Source organism: Neobacillus rhizophilus, assembly GCF_018343535.1.
Taxonomy (GTDB): domain Bacteria; phylum Bacillota; class Bacilli; order Bacillales; family Cytobacillaceae; genus Neobacillus; species Neobacillus rhizophilus.
The window spans coordinates 1,137,443-1,155,337 of sequence record NZ_JAGYPF010000002.1; the positions used below are offsets into that span (position 1 = coordinate 1,137,443).

The window sequence follows — 17,895 nt, forward strand, 5'->3', positions numbered from 1 at the left end:
ACTCCTTTTTGATATTAAAAAAAGGCCTTCTATAAGAAGAAGACCTTTGCATGTACAACACATCTGTCACTCTTCTTATCTCGCAAATTAGTAACAATTTGCAGGACTTAGCACCGTTTCAATGTTAAAGACATTGAAGGTTGCTGAGGTGTCACCGGGCCCTTCCCTCAACCTCTCTTGATAAGAACATATTAATATTTAGATTATTTATAAAATTTACTACACTAAATGAATGGTGTCAATGGATTTCTAAGGATTTTGAGTAAGTTTCACGATGTAAGCGCTTCATATCCTTTGCTGGTTCTCCATTAATCCTGGTGACTATTGTTTAAACATGGAGAAACTTCACACATACTGGTTGAGGCACTATTATATCCGACTGAATCAGTGTTAATCGACCAGATATTTCATCCCTCGCAAAAAGCACAAGATTCCCCGATTCCTGATTAGAAGCAACAATAAACTTCTCGGAAGGATCCAGTTCAAAATCCCTCGGCCAATCCCCTTCAGTAGACGTATGCTCAATAAACGTTAACTCACCTGTCTCTCCATTAACACTGAAAACAGCAATACTGTTATGCCCGCGGTTTCCTGCGTACACAAAGCGGCCATCGGAAGAGATATGGATCGCGCTTCCCTGGTTATTCTCTTTAAAGTCCTCTGGAAGAGTAGAAATATATTGCTTTTCAGTAAAATGGCCATTTTCCGGATGATAGGTGAGCACAATTACCTCAGAGCTGAACTCAGTCATTAAATAGGCAAGTTTCCCGTTTGGATGAAATGTCAAATGCCGAGGTCCGCTTCCTGCTTTTAATGGCAATAGTTTCACTTTTGTAAGGGTTCCGTCGTCGTCGACCTTATAGGTGATCAGCGCATCAGTTCCCAATTCGACAACCGCTAAGTATTTTTCATCAGGGGTAAGCCCGGCATAATGGGTATGGGCTTTTTCCTGCCTTGGGTCCGGCCCTCGGCCTTCATGTTTTATACTTGAAGCCGTAGGCTGAACAGATCCGTCTTCCCCGTTAACAAGGTGAGACTCGACAGTACCTTTATGATAATTGGTGGTAAAGACGTAATTCCGCTGGCTGTCCACACTAACGTGGCAAGGCGGTGAACCTGGCGTCATTTGCCGGTTTATAGCTGTCAGCTCCCCGTTATCATTAATTGAAAATGCCGCAATGCCGCCAACTTCCCCCTCTTTCCCCACAGAATAAAGAAAACGATTATCATTGCTAATCGTTAAGTATGTAGGGTTTTCTAGCTCCGCTGCCACTTTCACATTTTCAATCTTCCCTTCCCCAGTATTTAAGGTAAAGGAGTAGATTCCTTTGCTGTCTCCCTTTGTATAGGTACCGATATAACCCATATAGCTGTTGTTATTCGTCATATTCGTGCTCCTTTATATTCATAATCTAACTTATTTTATCAATTTTAGTTGAAAGTTATAAAAAATAACAACTTTAATAACTGTAAGTGTCAACAACACCTATAAAGTCGGAATCAATTATTTGATTTATTACAATAGATAAGTAATATTAAAACTATCTGGGAAAATAAATTTATCTCATAAATAATAGTTTTTTGAAGGAGTCTGATCATGGCAAATAATAAAAAAGCAAATACAAAGAATTCATCCTCAAAGTTTATTTTTTGGGTAGTCGGCTTAATTGCCGTTGGGGTTTTGGCACTTATTTTTTTAGGCAACCACTCCAAGGATAAAGAAGCAGTTAAATCAAATGAGATTGACTACAGCCATCAGCCATTTTTGGGTAAGGAATCCGCTCCAGTATCTATCATTGAATTTGGGGATTATAAATGTCCGTATTGTAAGGAGTTTTCTGCATCCGCTGTTCCGTTTATTGAAAAGGAACTGGTCGATACGGGAAAGGCTAAATTCTACTTCTTTAATGATTCCTTTATAAACGTCGATTCTGAGCGTTCGGCCAAATTTGCGGAATCTGTTTATGCTGAACTTGGAAACGATACATTCTGGAAATTCCATGATCTTCTTTATAAAAAGCAGCCTGAAGATCAAAAATATGAAAAAATCGATCTTTATACGGAAAAGTTCTTAACTGATACACTAAAGGAAGTGGCTGGTGACAAAGAAGTGGATAAGGTGGTTAAGCACTTCCAAGCCGACAAATCGAAGGATGCCTGGCAAAAGGATATGGATTATGTGAAAAAATTAAATGTTCAAGGAACTCCCGCATTATTTGTTAATGGCAAAAAGTTTGAAGGTCAATCCATCGACGACTTAAAAGAGATGGTCGAAAACGCAGCAAAGGGGAAGTGATATGAATAAATCCCTGCTTCTTTCCTGGATTGCCGCGCTTATCGCCACTTTAGGTAGCTTGTATTTTAGTGAGGTTATGCATTTCATTCCATGTACGCTGTGCTGGTATCAGAGGATATTCATGTACCCATTGGCCATTATGTTAGGAATTGCAGTTTACCGGAATGACAACGGCATATATAAATATGTCCTTCCATTATCTATAATCGGTATGCTGATTTCGGGTTATCATACTCTGCTTCAAAAGCTTCCATATTTACAAAGGTTTGAAATGTGTACAAGCGGGGTACCTTGCTCCAAGGATTATATTAACTGGCTGGGGTTTATTACGATCCCTATCTTAGCCTTCATTGCCTTTACAATCATAACAATCAGCATGGTAATCGTGGCACGCAGCCAAAAAGAAGAGACTATCCGCGGATAGTCTCTTCTTTATATCCTCTGTTGCTCCTGTTGTTTTACCTTTAATCGTTCTTCTAAAACATGCACGATTTGCAAGAAATGGTCTGCCTCTCTGACAACATGGTCGGCTAACAGCGGGTCGATGACATTTCTAATTTGGCAGGTCTTAATAAAATCGAGGCCGGCTTGCTTGAAAGCACGCAGTTCCTGAGTGGCACTTTCACTGTCCTTATTGAGTTTTCCAATAATAGGATACGTAGGGCTTTTTTTATACAACATTGATTCAACATCTCGAGCCTGATTTAGGAGGACCTCAAAATCATCCCCAAATTTTCTTGCAGCAATCACTAAATTCCGTTCAGATTGATCGAGAAGGGAGGCGATAAAGCGCGAATGCTCCATCATAATTTTTAGCCAAAAGACATTTTCTTTGATGATCGCATCCTGGATAGGGTCTAGTATTCCATCATTTAATTTTTTTAAAGTCCTCATAAAGTATTCAGCTTCACGGGCGATATGGTCCACAAGAAGCGGGAAGTTGAACCCCATGACTTTACAATTAATGATTAAGATGAGCAGATTCCGCTTAAAATTCCGTAAACCCAATACTAACTGAATGGTATCTTCATTTAATTTCCGTACTGCTGTTACATTATAAGGCGTTTGATGAGCCCTTTTTTCCTGCTCTGCAAAGTATTGATAGAATCGGTCCGTTTGCTGGATAAGCTGCTTGTCTTTTCGATTGAAGCCTTCCCCTAAAAAATAAGAATGCTCCTTCATAATCCGCAGCCAAAATTTATTCTCAGTTAAAGAACGTTCAATAAACATTTGCTCCGTAAGAGATTCAGGTGGTGATGCAAAGTTTTCCGGGGCAATTAACATTTTGTTAAATTCCTGTTCGCTCAGTCCTTGGTAGACCATAAGCCGCCCTCCTTAAAACACGCATAGTACATTATATTTAGGGTTTAAGTGTTTATGTTAGGCTGCTTGGTCAAGTTTAAGAATTCTTACGTTAATTCAAGAAGCTTGTTCAATTTCTTCTCCTGAAATCCCAATACCAGTTTTCCATCAATAAAGGTAGCGGGGGTAGCGAAAATTTTCTTTTCCTTTAATTGCTCCAAGTACTCCTTATTAATAGAAGCATTCCGCTCTTCGAATTCAATTCCCTTTTCTTTTAAAAATGTTTTTACCTGATCGCAGTAAGAGCAGCCATTGCTGCTGTATACAATTATTTCATGACGGGACACCTGAAAAACCTCCATATACAATCTTGTAATTAAAAATAATCAATCACTTACTATATTACAAGCGTGAAACATTATGTAAAAAAGGGACCGGAATCATCCATTTTCTCCAACCACTGGATAAACAAATAAGTTGGTGATTAATACCAAAGAGCATTAGAAGCCTATTATGCTAGTTACCGCACAAGTTTTCCATTTTTTAGGTAATGAATAAGTGTGTTACAACTGATAGCCTAGGTTGTAGAGAGAACGAGCTACTAATCTAGGAGGTTATCAAATGAAAAAACTTAAAAAACTAGTAATTGCAGCCGGATTAATGTTATCAATGTCAGCTTTTACATTAAATGGACAAACAGAAGCAGCAACAACCACTCACACAGTACAATCTGGTGAGACATACTGGAATATTGCAAAAGGATTCGGTGTTCCTGTCAATAGCTTAATGGCAGCGAATAATAGCAAACCGCTTATCACTGGTAAAAATATTACTCTGCCAAACTCTCCTGTTACTGCGGCAGACAAAGAGTTAATGGCACGTTTAGTTCGTGCTGAGGCTGTTGGCGAGCCATATGCAGGGAAGGTTGCAGTTGCTGTAGTCGTCTTGAACCGCGTAAAAAGTGACCAATTCCCGAATAGCGTAAGGGAAGTTATTTATCAAATTTCAAATGGACATTATGCGTTTACACCTGTAGAAAACGGTCAAATCAATCAGGCAGCTGATGCTGAATCAAAAAGAGCTGTCAACGAAGCAATAGCTTTAATGGGTAAAGGAAATGGTTCTCTATTCTTCTATAATCCTAATACCGCTCAAAGCTCTTGGATTAAGTCGCGTGCAGTGACTGTAAAAATCGGCAACCATGTATTTGCAAGATAATCTTAGTATTTCAAAAAAAATAATTTTTAACAAAAAAGCAGTTCAATTCCAGAAAGTGGAATATGAACTGCTTTTTTTATTACTATTACTTAGTTTCTGCCAGCTCTTCTTTTTTTATTTTTAAAGCTGCAAGTGAGGCAAAATCATGGATGATGGTTGCCGCAAGTAAAGAGGTAATTTGAGTTGGATCATATGGCGGAAGTACTTCAACCAAGTCATAGCCGATAAAATTAAAATCTGTCAGTGAGCGAATTATTTGCAGAGTTTCAAAGCTGTTAAGGCCGCCAACTTCGAGCGTGCCTGTTCCCGGGGCACAGGAAGGGTCAACAAAATCGATATCGAAGCTTAAGAAACAAGGTGTGTCGCCAATTTTCTGTTTCATTTCCGCTATGACGTTTTCATATCCTCGTTCCTTTAAACCTGGAGTAGTAATGACATGATAGCCTAATTCCGTACTGGCATCGATATCCCCAGGATGGTTCAGTGTTCCTCGAATCCCCACTTGAAAGACTTTATCCGGAATCAGCAGGTTTTCTTCATATGCACGAATGAATGGCGACCCATGCCAGTATTTCTCATCATAATACGTATCCCATGTATCGGTATGGGAATCAAAATGAATTAAAGCCACAGGACCATGCACTTTGGCGGCAGCTCGGAGGTTGGCTAATGTAACGGAATGGTCCCCACCAATGCCGATTGGGACAATTCCCTGTTCCATCAGCTCACGGACAGCTTTTTCAATGACCTCATAGCTGCGGTGGATATTATGCGGGATCACAGAAACGTCGCCGATATCGATGGCGTTGCAATCCTCAAACGGATAGACCTTATGGATTGGATGATAAGGGAATAGCGTCATTGAAGCCTGGCGGATCGCCTGTGGTGCAAAGCGGGCACCGACACGAAAGGAAGCGGCTGTGTCAAAAGGCATTCCGACAATGGCGAGCTTTGCATCCTCTCTGTTTGATGGAAGCCTCATAAATGTGCCTGTTGTGCAAAACTCTGGTTTTACATCTGGTGATAATGGATATTGCATGATGGGTTCCTCCATTTTTCATTATTTATACCATTTATAGATGCAATATTTGTGCCAAAAAAAATGTCCATAGAGCGCTAAAGCCGGCTAACTTTGATAATGACAAACGGTATGTATTATGGAATAATGTATGCACATTTGAATAATTCACAATATTCTTATTTATAACTCATTACCTTCCATAGGGCAATACATAAAGAATTTTCGATAGAAACTGGTTTGGCATAAAAATTGCAAGTTTATAATTTGAAATTTACGAAGAGGGGGAATAAAAAATTCAGACGAAACAAAGGGGCCGCCGAATGATGAAAACGCTTTAAATTCAAAACTGGGGGTATGATATGTGGAAAATGGCGTAAAGCTGAAAAGATCGTTAAAGCTTTGGCAGGTAGTCATTATGGGGTTGGCCTATATGACACCAATGGTTGTCTTTGATACGTTTGGGATTGTTTCGGGTGAGACAAAGGGGCATGTCCCAACAGCCTATATTATTGCCTTGCTTGGCATGCTTTTTACGGCGGCAAGTTATGGCAAGCTTGTCAAGGTGTTTCCTCAGGCAGGTTCTGCCTATACGTATACTCAAAAAGCAATCAATGGCCATTTAGGGTTTTTGGTCGGTTGGTCATCGCTGCTTGATTATTTATTTTTGCCAATGGTAAATGCATTGTTAACTAAAATATACCTAAATGCTTTGTTTCCTTCGGTGCCGGATTTCGTTTGGGTACTATTGTTTGTCGGTATCGTTACCTACCTTAATTTAAGAAGCGTCAATATACTAGCAAACTTTAATACATTATTTGTATTTATCCAAATTGCGATTATGGTTGTCTTCATTATTCTTGTCGTTAAGGGTCTTCAAGACGGTGAAGGAACCGGAACCTTATTCAGCCTGCAGCCATTTTTTAAAGAAGGAATGAACGTGCATCTTCTCATTACAGGGGCAACCATTCTTTGCTTTTCGTTCTTGGGATTTGACGCTGTTACGACGTTATCAGAAGAAACTCCTAATCCGGAAAAAACGATCCCTAAGGCGATTATGCTTACAGCTTTATGGGGAGGTATCATTTTTATCACAACATCGTTTTTCATTCAATTGTTTTTCCCAGATATATCACGGTTCAAAGAACCTGATGCCGCCCTTCCGGAAATTGCTCTTTATGTTGGCGGCAAGCTGTTTCAATCGATTTTCTTGTGTACAACCTTTGTCAATACGCTTGCATCTGGTTTGGCTTCACATGCAAGTGTTTCAAGGTTGTTGTATGTTATGGGGCGCGATAAGGTGTTTCCGGAAAAATGGTTTGCCTTTATCCATCCAAAATGGAGGACACCTGCCATTAATGTCGTGATTGTCGGCGCTATTTCGTTATCGGCCTGGTTCTTTGATTTAGTTACGGCAACATCGTTAATTAATTTTGGTGCCTTAATGGCTTTTACATTTGTTAACCTATCCGTCATCAGTCATTTTGCAATACGAAATAAAATGTACAAGACTCCAAAAGGTTTCTTTGACTATGTAGTCATGCCATTGATTGGGGCGGCCACCGTTGGCATCTTATGGATCAATCTCGAATTAAGCTCCTTAATTATGGGGTTGATTTGGTTCTCTGCTGGATTTATTTATCTGCTCTATTTAACAAAAGCATTCCGTGCGGCTCCTCCGCAATTCAAAGCGGAGGAAGCTTAAACGATAAAACGCATTCTGCCTTGGCAGGATGCGTTTTTTTCTTTTTAAAAAAGTATGCAGAAATGCATAAAACACGCATTTTTTCATAATGTCCTGTTACTTTTACCGCTTAGAACCCTTAAAAACTGCTTTTTTTATTTTTGGCACGGAACTTGCTTAATGTATTTATAACAACAAAAAATGAGGTGTTATAATGGCAATCAATTCTCTTGAGGTTAAAAAGAGAGAGGTATTAAAGGATAATTCTCTAGTTGAATTTCAGGAAACGCTGAAAGAAGCCTGCGATATTCTGAACTATCCCCCTCAAGTATACGAATTTTTAAAGAAACCGATGCGGTTTCTGGAGGTAAGCATTCCTGTAAAGATGGACAATGGACAGGTGCAGATTTTCGAAGGGTACCGTGCCCAGCACAATGATGCATCTGGACCGACCAAAGGAGGAATCCGTTTCCATCCGGATGTAACGCCGGAAGAAGTGAAGGCGTTGGCGGGATGGATGAGTTTAAAATGCGGCATCACCGATCTTCCTTACGGCGGTGCTAAAGGCGGCATTATTTGCGACCCGCGGAAAATGAGCATGGATGAGTTGGAACGATTAAGCCGAGGCTACGTTCGGGCGGTCAGCCAGATTGTCGGCCCGACCAAGGACATTCCGGCCCCTGATATGTACACAAACTCTCAAATCATGGCGTGGATGCTTGATGAGTATGACCATATCCGTGAATTTGATTCCCCAGGCTTCATTACCGGGAAGCCGATTGCCCTTGGCGGTTCAAAGGGCAGGGAAACGGCCACATCCAAAGGCGTACTTTATACCCTGCAAATGGTCTGTGAATTAAGAAAGATGGAATTAAAGGATACAAGAGTTATCATACAAGGGTTTGGAAATGTCGGAAGCTACCTTGCGAAATATTTGTATGATCTGGGTGCGAAGGTAATTGGAATAGGAGATGTACTTGGCGGCATCTTTGATGAGAACGGCCTTGATATTCCATACCTGCTTGAAAATCGCGATTCCTTCGGGATTGTTTCGAACCGCTTCCAAAATTCAGTTCCAAACCAGGAACTTTTGGAAAAAGAATGTGATGTTCTAATACCGGCAGCGATTTCCGGTGTGATCCATAAACAGAATGCGAGCCGGATTAACTGTCAGATTGTGATTGAGGCGGCAAATGGGCCAACCACCAAAGATGCCTTAACAATCCTAAATGAGCGGGAAATTCTTGTGGTTCCCGATATTTTAGCCAACTCCGGCGGTGTAATCGTTTCCTATTTTGAGTGGTGTCAGAACAATCAAGGTTATTACTGGGGCGAAGAATTAGTCGATGAACGTCTGAAGGAAAAAATAACCGCCAGCTTTAAAAATGTTTACAATACGGCGAAAAAATATCAAGTAAATATGAAAATTGCGGCTTATATTGAAGGAATTCAAAAACTGGCTGAGGCCTCCAGGCTGCGAGGCTGGTTGAAATATTAAAAGGAGGGAAATGAATGAAATTGGATATTTTATCAGAACAAAAAGAGCAGCAACTGCTACATTATTTTTGCCTTATCTCCAGCAATTACCGTTATGATTTAGCGATTGGCTATTCCAGAAATTTTTTCGGAAAAGCCATGGTCACTTCCATTCAGACTGGAAAAATGGTTCTCCTTTGCCAGGAGGATACATATGAGGACCATCATTGGGCGGAAAAATTGGGGATTGAGAAAGAGGACATTCCGGAGTTTCAAGAATTCTTTAGCCTTGTTTTGCAGCAGCGGCCCTTTCAAGAACAATATTAAACGGAGAATGGAGTTGGGATGCATGTATTTTGGAGTGGTGCTCAGCCCGTGTTACGGGACAGTGGAGAAAATTTCTATTAAAGGGACAGAAAGAATTTATGAATGGGAAACGCTTTTTTCCATTAAAACAGAAGAAGGAAAGGTTGAATTAGTGCAAACAAGTGTAAGCGGAGAAATTGAATCATTGGAGGTTCAGCAAGGAGATTATGTAATCCCCGGCATGGTCCTTGCCTATATTAAGGAGGATTTATTTGTAACGGGAAGTGATTAAAAAAGATAAGGGGACCGATCTTTAGCTTTAATAAAAAGAAGATGAAAAGTGCTCATCTTCTTTTTGAATTTTATTTAAAAAATTCGAAATTAAATGATAGTATTAAGAGTAGTCAGGAATTAAAGGGGATGAAAAAATGTTTTCCGTCGCCAAGGAAAAGATTAAACCGATTATATCAGTCATAGTAGAGGAAGAAGTTTTAATCCCGGATTTAAATCATTTTAAAGAACCCTTTTTATTCTTAGAAAAACAGGACCAGTTATTTGCTTATGTAGCACTGAATAAACAGCTGGTTGAGAAATTGAATGGGTCTGATTTTTCTAAAACCGTATTGCTTGAGAATGCCAAATCCTTGGAGAGCATCTGTCAGTTGAGCGAGCAGATCTCCTTTCCGGCTCTGTTCCAGATTATCGGCGAACCGTTTTCCATTATTAAGGGAGATGACGGCAGGCCTATGGGTTACATCCGAAGAGAAGATGCCCTGGCGGAACTGTTTAAACAGGAAAATAAAAGCGGGGACCTTTTAAAGATTCTATTAACCTCGATTCCGATGGGGATTTTTGTATTGGATAAAGAAAAGCGGATCATTAATTGCAATGAAGCCGGTTTAACGATGATTAAATCCACTGCGGAAAAGGTGTTGAACTTTCCCGGGGAAAAAATTTTCAGCCGACAGCATATCAACAATGTATTTGCAACCGGAAAGACATTCTTGAATCATCTGGAAATTTCCGATGAAATGGGCGTTCTCGTCGACTACAGTCCTATTTTTGGCTACAACGACGAAGTGGAAGGTGCTGTCATTGTTGTTCAGGATTTGCCGATGGTTGAAGAAATGGCCATGGAAATTGAATATATTAAAGACTTAAATAAAGATTTAAATGCGATTCTATCTAGCATTTATGATGAAATTCTGGTCGTCAATGCGAAGGGCGAATTAATCCGCTATAGTGAAAATATTATTAAAGATTTTTGGCAGGTAGATTTGAAAGATTTAATTGGCAAAAACGTCCTCGAGCTTGAGGACCAGGGGCTGTTTACGCCATCTGTCACGAGGCTGGTGATGGAAAAAAAGCGTAAGGTTTCGGTTGTTCAGGAAACGAAAACAGGCCGGAAAATTCTTGCTGTCGGCAATCCGGTTTTTAATGAAAAAAATGAACTGGACCGGATTATCGTGGCCTCCAGGGATATTACCGAAACCACCCGTTTAAAAACAGAACTTCAGGAAATGCGTAAAATATCGGAACAGTATAAGAAGGAACTAGATGACTTCAAAAGCAAGGATCGCTTTTTGAAAAAGCTGATCTATTGCAGTCCAAAGATGGAAAAAATCATGAATCAGGTAAAGAAAATTGCTGAGTTCTCTTCTACAGTTCTGCTTAATGGGGAATCCGGTGTGGGAAAAGAAGTGATTGCCCAGGCGATTCATCAATTAGGTAAGCGTTACCAAAAACCATTCCTCAAATTGAACTGTGGGGCGATTCCGGAAAACTTGCTGGAAAGTGAATTATTTGGCTATGCCAAGGGTGCTTTTACCGGTGCTGATAAAAACGGCAAAGAAGGCTACTTTAAGCAAGCCAATGGAGGTATTTTATTCCTGGATGAAATCGGTGAAATGCCAATGCATCTGCAGGTAAAGCTATTACGGGTCCTGCAGGAGCAGGAGGTTATCCCAGTTGGAAGCACGACACCGATTAAGGTAAATGTGCAAATCATTGCGGCGACGAATAAAAAATTAGAAAAATTGGTTGAGGAAGGAACGTTCCGGGAGGATTTATTCTATCGGTTAAATGTTATTCCGATTCATATACCGCCGCTTCGGGAGCGGACCGAGGACATTTCACTGCTGGCTTTTCACTTTTTGCAGCAATTGAACGAAAAGTATGATAGAAACTATCACTTAACCCCAGATGCCGTTAATGTAATGGAATTTTATCCATGGCCGGGCAACGTCAGGGAGTTGCAAAACATCATCGAAAGATTGGTAGTAACAGCCGATCATCCGGCAATTGATGCCGAATTCGTCAGCCAGTTTTTATCGTTGGGCTTTGAAAGTAAAAAAATGAAGCCTGTCATCACAAGGGTAATTCCCCTGCAGGAGGCGCTTGAGCATGTAGAGGAACAGCTGATTGTTCTTGCCATGAATCAGTATAAAACGACAACCAAGGCCGCCAAAGCCCTGGGCATTAGCCAATCCTCTGTCAGCAGGAAATATCAAAAAATCCTAACCGAGAAAAATATTAAACTAGAAAATATGCCATCCTTTTAACACGAAAGCTGTTTCAGATTGAGAATCTGAGGCAGCTTTTTATTTTTCCCACCATTATGCAATACAAAATAGAGTTATGCAAAAATGAATAAACTGATTTTTAACATTCCGGAAAAATTGCAATACAGTAGTCTTTTGATTTTGGCACACTTCTTGCATAAGTAGTAAGTGAGGGTATTAAAAGGAGGAATGGGAAATGGTCGAAGTGAAGAATCAAGTAATCAACCTGAAGATGTATATCGACGGCGAGTGGAAGGATGCAGAAAATCAAGAAACCCGCCCCGTTATAAATCCGGCGAATGGAGAAGTGATTGCATACGCACCTGAAGGAACAATTGAAGATGCACGGGCGGCAATCTTTGCAGCACGGACCGCTTTTGAAGATGGTGTTTGGTCTGGATTGTCCGCTCAAGAAAGAGCCTCCTATCTATTTAAAATTGCGGATAAAATCGATCAATATGCAGACGAGTTCACTCGGCTCGAAACAATGGATAACGGGAAACCATTAAGAGAAGCCGGTTTTGATGTAGCTGACGCAGCAGCTTGTTTCCGTTATTATGCAGGACTGATTACCAAGCCTGACGGATACACCTACCATGTCGCCGATCCGATCCAGGCGATGGTGGTCCGGGAGCCGGTTGGTGTGTGTGGACTCATTGTTCCATGGAACTATCCATTATTAATGAGTGTTTGGAAAATTGCTCCGGCCTTAGCAGCGGGAAATACGATTGTGTTTAAGCCATCTGAAGTGACGCCGGTTACACCAAAGAAGCTGTTTGAAATTTTTGAAGATGTGGGTCTGCCAAAAGGGGTAGCCAATATGGTGATAGGTGCCGGTCCGGTTGTCGGCAATGAAGTTGCCTCCCACCCTGAGGTGGATATGGTTTCCTTCACTGGCGGAACGAAAACGGGTAAACATATTATGAAAGCGGCTGCTGATACGATGAAGAAGGTTTCTCTGGAATTAGGAGGCAAATCGCCAAATATCATTTTCGCTGACGCCGATTTTGAAACCGCAGTTGATTATGCATTGTTTGGGATCTATGCGGGTGCCGGCCAGGTCTGTTCAGCAGGCTCAAGAATTCTTGTTGAAGAAAGCATTTATGCTCGTTTTGTTGCCCGTTTTGCAGAGAGAGCGAAGCAGATCGTGGTGGGCCCAGGGGATGATCCTTCCACAGAAATGGGGCCTCTGGTAAGCCAGCAGCATTTGGAAAAAGTTCTCCACTATATTGAGCTAGGTAAACAGGAAGGTGCCACGGTTGCCTGCGGCGGAAACAGGATTGTCCACAGCGGTTTGGGGAAAGGATATTTTGTGGAGCCGACCGTGTTCATTGATGTGAAGCAAGAAATGAGAATTGTCCAGGAGGAGATTTTCGGTCCTGTTGTTGTGATTCAGAAGTTCAAGGATGAAGAGGAAGCTGTCAAGCTTGCTAATGGTACAGTTTACGGCCTAGCCGGTGGTGTATTCACGAATGATGGAGCAAAGGGCTTGCGTGTAATCAAAAAGCTTCGCTCGGGAATCACTTGGGTGAATTCCTATCATCCTACTTATAATGAAGCGCCATGGGGCGGCTACAAACAAAGTGGAATCGGCCGCAGCCTTGGAACCTTCGGTCTTGAGGAATTCCAAGAAATTAAACAGATTAATATCAATTTGCAGGTAGAGCCAATTGGCTGGTTTTCAAACTAAAACATTATGAGGAGAGATAATATGAGTATTGATTTATCACGAGAGACGAAAAGTGAACAGAAGCTGCAGGTAACGGATTATATTAATAAGGTTTTAAGTTTAATAGAAAAAGAGGAAATTAATGCTGAGGAAGCTGCCTGGATTACAAAGGAAACAGTTGACGGCTTCCGCGAGCATGTGAACCCGGGTTTCCTTGCTTATCGTAAAACTGTTACCAAGGACGGACAATTTGCTGCTGTTGAGTGGTCCGATAACGGCGCCTGCTTTAAGGATGTAAACGGAAAGGAATATATTGACTGTCTAGGCGGATTTGGCATTTATAACGTCGGCCACCGTCATCCAAAGGTTGTTAAAGCTGTAACAGATCAGCTAAAGCGTCAGGCCCTTCACAGCCAGGACCTGCTCGACCCGCTGCGCGCGATGCTGGCGAAAATTTTGGCAGATATCACACCTGGGGATTTAAAATATTCCTATTTTAGTAACAGTGGGACGGAAAGTGTGGAGGCAGCGTTAAAGCTTGCCAAAATGTATAGCGACCGTACAACGTTTATTTCCACAACCCGTGCTTTCCATGGAAAAAGCTTAGGGTCATTGTCAGGTACAGCCAAGGGAATGTTCCGGAAGCCATTCCTGCCATTAATTCCTGGATTCCGTCATGTGCCGTTTGGCGATATCGACATGATGAGAAAAACGTTTGAAACATGTTCAATGGTTGGCGAAGACGTGGCAGCAGTAATTTTGGAACCAATTCAAGGCGAAGGCGGAATCATTTTGCCGCCGGAAGGCTACTTAAAGCAGGTTCGCGAGCTTTGTGACCAATATGGTACGCTATTGATTTTTGACGAAGTGCAGACCGGCATGGGACGCACTGGCAAAATGTTTGCTGCTGAATTGTATGATGTGGTTCCCGACATTATCTGTCTTGCGAAAGCATTCGGCGGGGGTGTTATGCCAGCGGGGGCGATTGTGGCGCGCGAGGAAGTATTCAAGAGCTGGTTTCCTAACCCATTCATGCATACCACAACTTTTGGGGGCAACCCGCTGGCCTGTGCTGCTGCGATTGCGACGATTGGTATTTTAATAGAAGAAAATCTGCCTGAGCGTGCAGCGGTTGTCGGGGAATACTTCCTTGCTGAATTGAAGAAGGCAGCGGAAGGGCATGAGGATAAAGTGCAAGAAATCCGCGGCCAAGGCTTAATGATTGGGATTGAGTTTCATAAGGATGAAATCGGCTATGAAGTGTCAAAGGGTATGTTTGACCGAGGTGTCCTAGTGGCAGGTACATTAATTAACTCTAAAACTATTCGAATTGAACCGGCGCTAACAATTAGCTACGACGAAGTTGACAAAGTCGTCAATACCTTTAAAGAAGTATTAAAACAGGTAAAGGAATAGCTTTTTAAAAAGAAGCAATCGGTAAGCTGCCGGTTGCTTCCTATTAAACAGAGGTATGTATATTAAAGGGGGAGCAATAAAGTGGAGAAGAAATATGTGAAGCTCCAAACGGAAATTCCCGGGCCGAAATCGAAGGAAATATTGGAGCGGAGAAATCAATTTGTCCCAAAAGGGATCAGTAATAACTGTCATTCGTTTGTTAAAAAGGCACAGGGAGCGCTGGTTGAGGATGTTGATGGTAATATCTTTATTGATTTTGCTGGTGCTATTGGAACAATTAACGTAGGACATTCCCATCCAAGAGTCGTAAGGGCTCTTCAGGAACAGGCAAGCCAATTTATCCACACGGGCTTTAATGTGATGATGTATGAATCGTATATTAATCTTGCTGAGAGACTTGCCAATCTCGCGCCAGGAGACTTCGATAAAAAGGTTGCATTTTTTAACAGCGGTGCGGAGGCGGTTGAAAATGCAGTGAAAATAGCAAGGAAGTATACAAAGCGACAAGGAATCATATCTTTTACAAGGGGCTTCCATGGCAGAACATTAATGACAATGACAATGACAAGCAAGGTCAAGCCTTACAAGTTCGGCTTTGGGCCATTTGCCCCAGAGGTGTACAAGGCACCGTATCCATATGTTTATCGCCGCCCGGAAGGTATGAGCGAACAGCAGTACAGCGACATGATTATCGAGCAATTCGAGCAATTTTTACTTGCTGAAGTAGCACCGGAAACGATTGCCGCTGTGGTTATGGAGCCTGTCCAAGGGGAGGGCGGTTTTGTTGTTCCTGATAATTATTTTGTAAAAAAAGTGAAGGAAATTTGTGTTCAATATGGAATTCTTTTTGTAGCCGATGAAATTCAAACCGGATTTGCCCGGACAGGAAAGTACTTTGCCATTGATCATTTTGGGGTGGTACCAGACTTAATAACGATTTCCAAATCAATGGGTGCAGGTGTCCCAATTAGCGGGGTGATTGGCCGAACTGATATAATGGAAGCAGCAGATGTTGGGGAAATCGGCGGTACCTATTCCGGAAGTCCGCTTGGCTGTCGGGCGGCATTGGCGGTTTTAGATATCATTGAAAGTGAAAATCTAAATGACCGGGCAGAAAAAATTGGTGCGAGGTCGATTGAAAAAATGAAGCAATTGGCTGAGCGTTTTGAGTGCATTGGCGATGTCCGCGGACTAGGTGCGATGTGCGCAATGGAAATCGTGAAGGATCAACTAACAAAGGCTCCTGATAAAGAGGGAGTGGGAAAAATTGTCAAATCAGCTGGTGAGCGGGGGCTTCTTTTATTAAACGCCGGGCTTTATGGAAATGTCATTCGGCTTCTGATGCCGCTTATCATCTCAGATGAACAACTGGAGGAAGGATTACAAATTCTTGAGGAAGCCTTTGAAGCCGTATATCAGAAGGATTCGGCCGTACCAGCGAGGACGGGGAGGATGTAATGGACACTGTGAAACAAAAATATCAAATTTTTCCGATGTATCTTGATGGAAAATGGGTTGGTAATGATTATGAAGTATTTACCGAAGTCATCAATCCGGCAACTAAGGAAGTCTTAGGGGCAGTACCGACCGGCGGTGCCTTTGAAGCGGAGCAGGCAGTTGATGCGGCCCATAAGGCATTTAAAACCTGGTCGAAAAAAACAGCTGAAGAACGATATCAGCTTCTCATGAAATGGTACCAGTTGATTGATGAGAATAAACTTGAAATCGCTAAGATTATGACAATGGAGCAAGGAAAGCCGTTAAAAGAGGCCGTTGGTGAGGTTCAGTACGCTAATAGTTTTATCTCGTGGTTTGCCGAGGAAGGCAAGCGGGTTTATGGGGAAACGATACCAGCTTCCCATCCAAATAAGCGCATTCTCGTACGCAAAGAGCCTGTCGGTGTTATTGCGGCGATTACTCCTTGGAACTTCCCGGCTGCAATGATTACTAGAAAAGTGGGTCCTGCGCTTGCTGCCGGTTGTACGGCGGTAGTTAAACCGGCTAATCAGACGCCTTTAACCGCGTTAAAGATGGCTGAACTTGCCCATGAAGCGGGAATACCGGAAGGCGTATTAAATGTAATAACCGGAAGATCCTCAGAAATCGGGGATGTTTGGTTGAAAGACCCTCGTGTTACTAAAATTACTTTTACCGGTTCGACAGAGGTTGGTAAAACATTAATGAGGGGCGCTGCCGAAACTGTGAAAAAAGTATCACTTGAGCTTGGCGGAAATGCACCGTTTATCGTTATGGACGATGCCAATTTAGCAAAGGCAGCGGCAGGCCTTGTCCAATCGAAATTCCGAAATGCGGGACAAACCTGTATTTGTACGAACCGTGTCTATGTACAAGAAGGTGTCGCAGAGGAATTCACGAAGCTATTCCAAGCGGAATTAGAGAAGCTTAAGGTTGGAAATGGGCTTGAAGAAGGCGTCGATATCGGGCCGTTAATCGATCAAGCAGCCCGCAGCAAGGTGGAAGAACTTTTAAAAGATGCAGTCGAAAAGGGTGGAAAGGTCGTTTATACAGGACTAAAACCGGCAGAAGAGAATGGTTATTTCTATGCCCCAACAATTTTAACAGATGTGCAGGATGACATGGAATGCATGAAGGATGAAATCTTTGGCCCGATTGCACCGATTGCGACTTTTAAGACGGAAGAAGAAGTGATTGAACGTGCCAATAATTCTAACTATGGTTTAGCTGCTTATGTCTATACCGAGAATTTGAGCCGTTCGTTTAGAATCACGGAGCAGCTAGAATACGGTATTGTCGGTCTCAACGATGCGCTTCCTTCCGTTGCGCAAGCACCGTTTGGCGGATATAAAGAAAGCGGTATTGGCCGTGAAGGTGGTCATTTCGGAATTGAAGAGTTTTTAGAAGTGAAATATATTTCCATCGGTTTGGACTAAAGTATAAATAAGCCGTGCACCGAAACAACGGGGCACG

At 42.0% G+C, this 17,895-nt stretch carries 16 protein-coding genes and 1 riboswitch; of the genes, 12 read left to right on the top strand and 4 right to left on the bottom strand.

Annotated features, from left to right (window positions below):
* Nucleotides 1-72: 72 nt before the first annotated feature.
* Nucleotides 73-187, bottom strand: a riboswitch (SAM riboswitch).
* 141 nt (nucleotides 188-328) lie between these two features.
* A complete protein-coding gene (locus KHA99_RS13290) occupies nucleotides 329-1,387 on the bottom strand; it encodes a lactonase family protein (protein ID WP_213117912.1) in 1,059 nt (352 codons plus the stop codon).
* A 210-nt stretch (nucleotides 1,388-1,597) separates the two neighbouring features.
* On the opposite strand from KHA99_RS13290, the gene KHA99_RS13295 reads away from it, so the two are divergent.
* Together KHA99_RS13295 and KHA99_RS13300 are read left to right on the top strand one after the other, a co-directional pair.
* On the top strand, nucleotides 1,598-2,296 hold the full coding sequence (locus KHA99_RS13295) for a DsbA family protein (RefSeq protein ID WP_213117913.1): 699 nt from the start codon (nucleotides 1,598-1,600) through the stop codon (nucleotides 2,294-2,296).
* A 1-nt stretch (nucleotide 2,297) separates the two neighbouring features.
* The gene (locus KHA99_RS13300; RefSeq protein WP_213117914.1) at nucleotides 2,298-2,720 is read left to right on the top strand and encodes a disulfide oxidoreductase; all 423 of its coding nucleotides are present in this window, start codon (nucleotides 2,298-2,300) and stop codon (nucleotides 2,718-2,720) included.
* 8 nt (nucleotides 2,721-2,728) lie between these two features.
* On the opposite strand, the gene KHA99_RS13305 is transcribed toward KHA99_RS13300, so the two are convergent.
* Nucleotides 2,729-3,619 carry a DUF2935 domain-containing protein gene (locus tag KHA99_RS13305; protein WP_213117915.1) on the bottom strand — a complete coding sequence of 297 codons (891 nt, stop codon included), beginning with the start codon at nucleotides 3,617-3,619 and terminating at the stop codon, nucleotides 2,729-2,731.
* Between the two features lie 86 nt (nucleotides 3,620-3,705).
* Nucleotides 3,706-3,945, bottom strand: a complete 240-nt coding sequence (locus KHA99_RS13310) for a glutaredoxin family protein (protein WP_213117916.1) — start codon at nucleotides 3,943-3,945, stop codon at nucleotides 3,706-3,708.
* A gap of 274 nt (nucleotides 3,946-4,219) precedes the next feature.
* Between KHA99_RS13310 and KHA99_RS13315 the strand changes: the two genes are divergently transcribed.
* On the top strand, nucleotides 4,220-4,816 hold the full coding sequence (locus KHA99_RS13315; protein ID WP_213117917.1) for a cell wall hydrolase: 597 nt from the start codon (nucleotides 4,220-4,222) through the stop codon (nucleotides 4,814-4,816).
* A gap of 85 nt (nucleotides 4,817-4,901) precedes the next feature.
* Here the strand turns inward: KHA99_RS13315 and speB are convergent, their stop codons facing one another.
* Entirely contained in the window at nucleotides 4,902-5,855 is a 954-nt protein-coding gene (gene speB / locus KHA99_RS13320) for an agmatinase (RefSeq protein ID WP_213117918.1), read from the bottom strand.
* A 343-nt stretch (nucleotides 5,856-6,198) separates the two neighbouring features.
* Here speB and KHA99_RS13325 point away from each other — a divergent pair, with 343 nt between their 5' ends.
* The 9 genes from KHA99_RS13325 (at nucleotide 6,199) to KHA99_RS13365 (ending at nucleotide 17,858) form a co-directional block, all read left to right on the top strand.
* Nucleotides 6,199-7,539, top strand: coding sequence for an APC family permease (locus KHA99_RS13325; protein ID WP_213117919.1), 1,341 nt, complete (start codon nucleotides 6,199-6,201; stop codon nucleotides 7,537-7,539).
* Between the two features lie 193 nt (nucleotides 7,540-7,732).
* On the top strand, nucleotides 7,733-9,016 hold the full coding sequence (locus tag KHA99_RS13330) for a Glu/Leu/Phe/Val family dehydrogenase (RefSeq protein WP_213117920.1): 1,284 nt from the start codon (nucleotides 7,733-7,735) through the stop codon (nucleotides 9,014-9,016).
* A gap of 14 nt (nucleotides 9,017-9,030) precedes the next feature.
* The gene (locus tag KHA99_RS13335) at nucleotides 9,031-9,321 is read left to right on the top strand and encodes an SAV0927 family protein (protein WP_213117921.1); all 291 of its coding nucleotides are present in this window, start codon (nucleotides 9,031-9,033) and stop codon (nucleotides 9,319-9,321) included.
* Between the two features lie 22 nt (nucleotides 9,322-9,343).
* Entirely contained in the window at nucleotides 9,344-9,592 is a 249-nt protein-coding gene (locus KHA99_RS13340; RefSeq protein WP_213117922.1) for a biotin/lipoyl attachment domain-containing protein, read from the top strand.
* Between the two features lie 136 nt (nucleotides 9,593-9,728).
* Nucleotides 9,729-11,861: a sigma 54-interacting transcriptional regulator gene (locus KHA99_RS13345; protein ID WP_213117923.1), complete on the top strand. Its 2,133-nt coding sequence runs from the start codon at nucleotides 9,729-9,731 to the stop codon at nucleotides 11,859-11,861.
* Between the two features lie 196 nt (nucleotides 11,862-12,057).
* Complete coding sequence (locus tag KHA99_RS13350; RefSeq protein WP_213117924.1) at nucleotides 12,058-13,551, top strand: aldehyde dehydrogenase family protein; 1,494 nt, start codon at nucleotides 12,058-12,060, stop codon at nucleotides 13,549-13,551.
* A gap of 21 nt (nucleotides 13,552-13,572) precedes the next feature.
* Entirely contained in the window at nucleotides 13,573-14,946 is a 1,374-nt protein-coding gene (locus tag KHA99_RS13355; RefSeq protein ID WP_213117925.1) for a putrescine aminotransferase, read from the top strand.
* A gap of 81 nt (nucleotides 14,947-15,027) precedes the next feature.
* On the top strand, nucleotides 15,028-16,404 hold the full coding sequence (gene gabT / locus KHA99_RS13360; RefSeq protein WP_213117926.1) for a 4-aminobutyrate--2-oxoglutarate transaminase: 1,377 nt from the start codon (nucleotides 15,028-15,030) through the stop codon (nucleotides 16,402-16,404).
* 35 nt (nucleotides 16,405-16,439) lie between these two features.
* Nucleotides 16,440-17,858, top strand: coding sequence for an NAD-dependent succinate-semialdehyde dehydrogenase (locus tag KHA99_RS13365; protein ID WP_213118008.1), 1,419 nt, complete (start codon nucleotides 16,440-16,442; stop codon nucleotides 17,856-17,858).
* Nucleotides 17,859-17,895 lie beyond the last annotated feature (37 nt).

Excerpts from the sequence above, each read along its gene's own strand:
- KHA99_RS13290 (WP_213117912.1), bottom strand. The coding sequence starts at position 1,387 with ATGACGAATAACAACAGCTATATGGGTTATATCGGTACCTATACAAAG.
- KHA99_RS13295 (WP_213117913.1), top strand. The coding sequence starts at position 1,598 with ATGGCAAATAATAAAAAAGCAAATACAAAGAATTCATCCTCAAAGTTT.
- KHA99_RS13300 (WP_213117914.1), top strand. The coding sequence starts at position 2,298 with ATGAATAAATCCCTGCTTCTTTCCTGGATTGCCGCGCTTATCGCCACT.
- KHA99_RS13305 (WP_213117915.1), bottom strand. The coding sequence starts at position 3,619 with ATGGTCTACCAAGGACTGAGCGAACAGGAATTTAACAAAATGTTAATT.
- KHA99_RS13315 (WP_213117917.1), top strand. The coding sequence starts at position 4,220 with ATGAAAAAACTTAAAAAACTAGTAATTGCAGCCGGATTAATGTTATCA.
- speB (WP_213117918.1), bottom strand. The coding sequence starts at position 5,855 with ATGCAATATCCATTATCACCAGATGTAAAACCAGAGTTTTGCACAACA.
- KHA99_RS13330 (WP_213117920.1), top strand. The coding sequence starts at position 7,733 with ATGGCAATCAATTCTCTTGAGGTTAAAAAGAGAGAGGTATTAAAGGAT.
- KHA99_RS13335 (WP_213117921.1), top strand. The coding sequence starts at position 9,031 with ATGAAATTGGATATTTTATCAGAACAAAAAGAGCAGCAACTGCTACAT.
- KHA99_RS13340 (WP_213117922.1), top strand. The coding sequence starts at position 9,344 with ATGTATTTTGGAGTGGTGCTCAGCCCGTGTTACGGGACAGTGGAGAAA.
- KHA99_RS13345 (WP_213117923.1), top strand. The coding sequence starts at position 9,729 with ATGTTTTCCGTCGCCAAGGAAAAGATTAAACCGATTATATCAGTCATA.
- KHA99_RS13350 (WP_213117924.1), top strand. The coding sequence starts at position 12,058 with ATGGTCGAAGTGAAGAATCAAGTAATCAACCTGAAGATGTATATCGAC.
- KHA99_RS13355 (WP_213117925.1), top strand. The coding sequence starts at position 13,573 with ATGAGTATTGATTTATCACGAGAGACGAAAAGTGAACAGAAGCTGCAG.
- KHA99_RS13365 (WP_213118008.1), top strand. The coding sequence starts at position 16,440 with ATGTATCTTGATGGAAAATGGGTTGGTAATGATTATGAAGTATTTACC.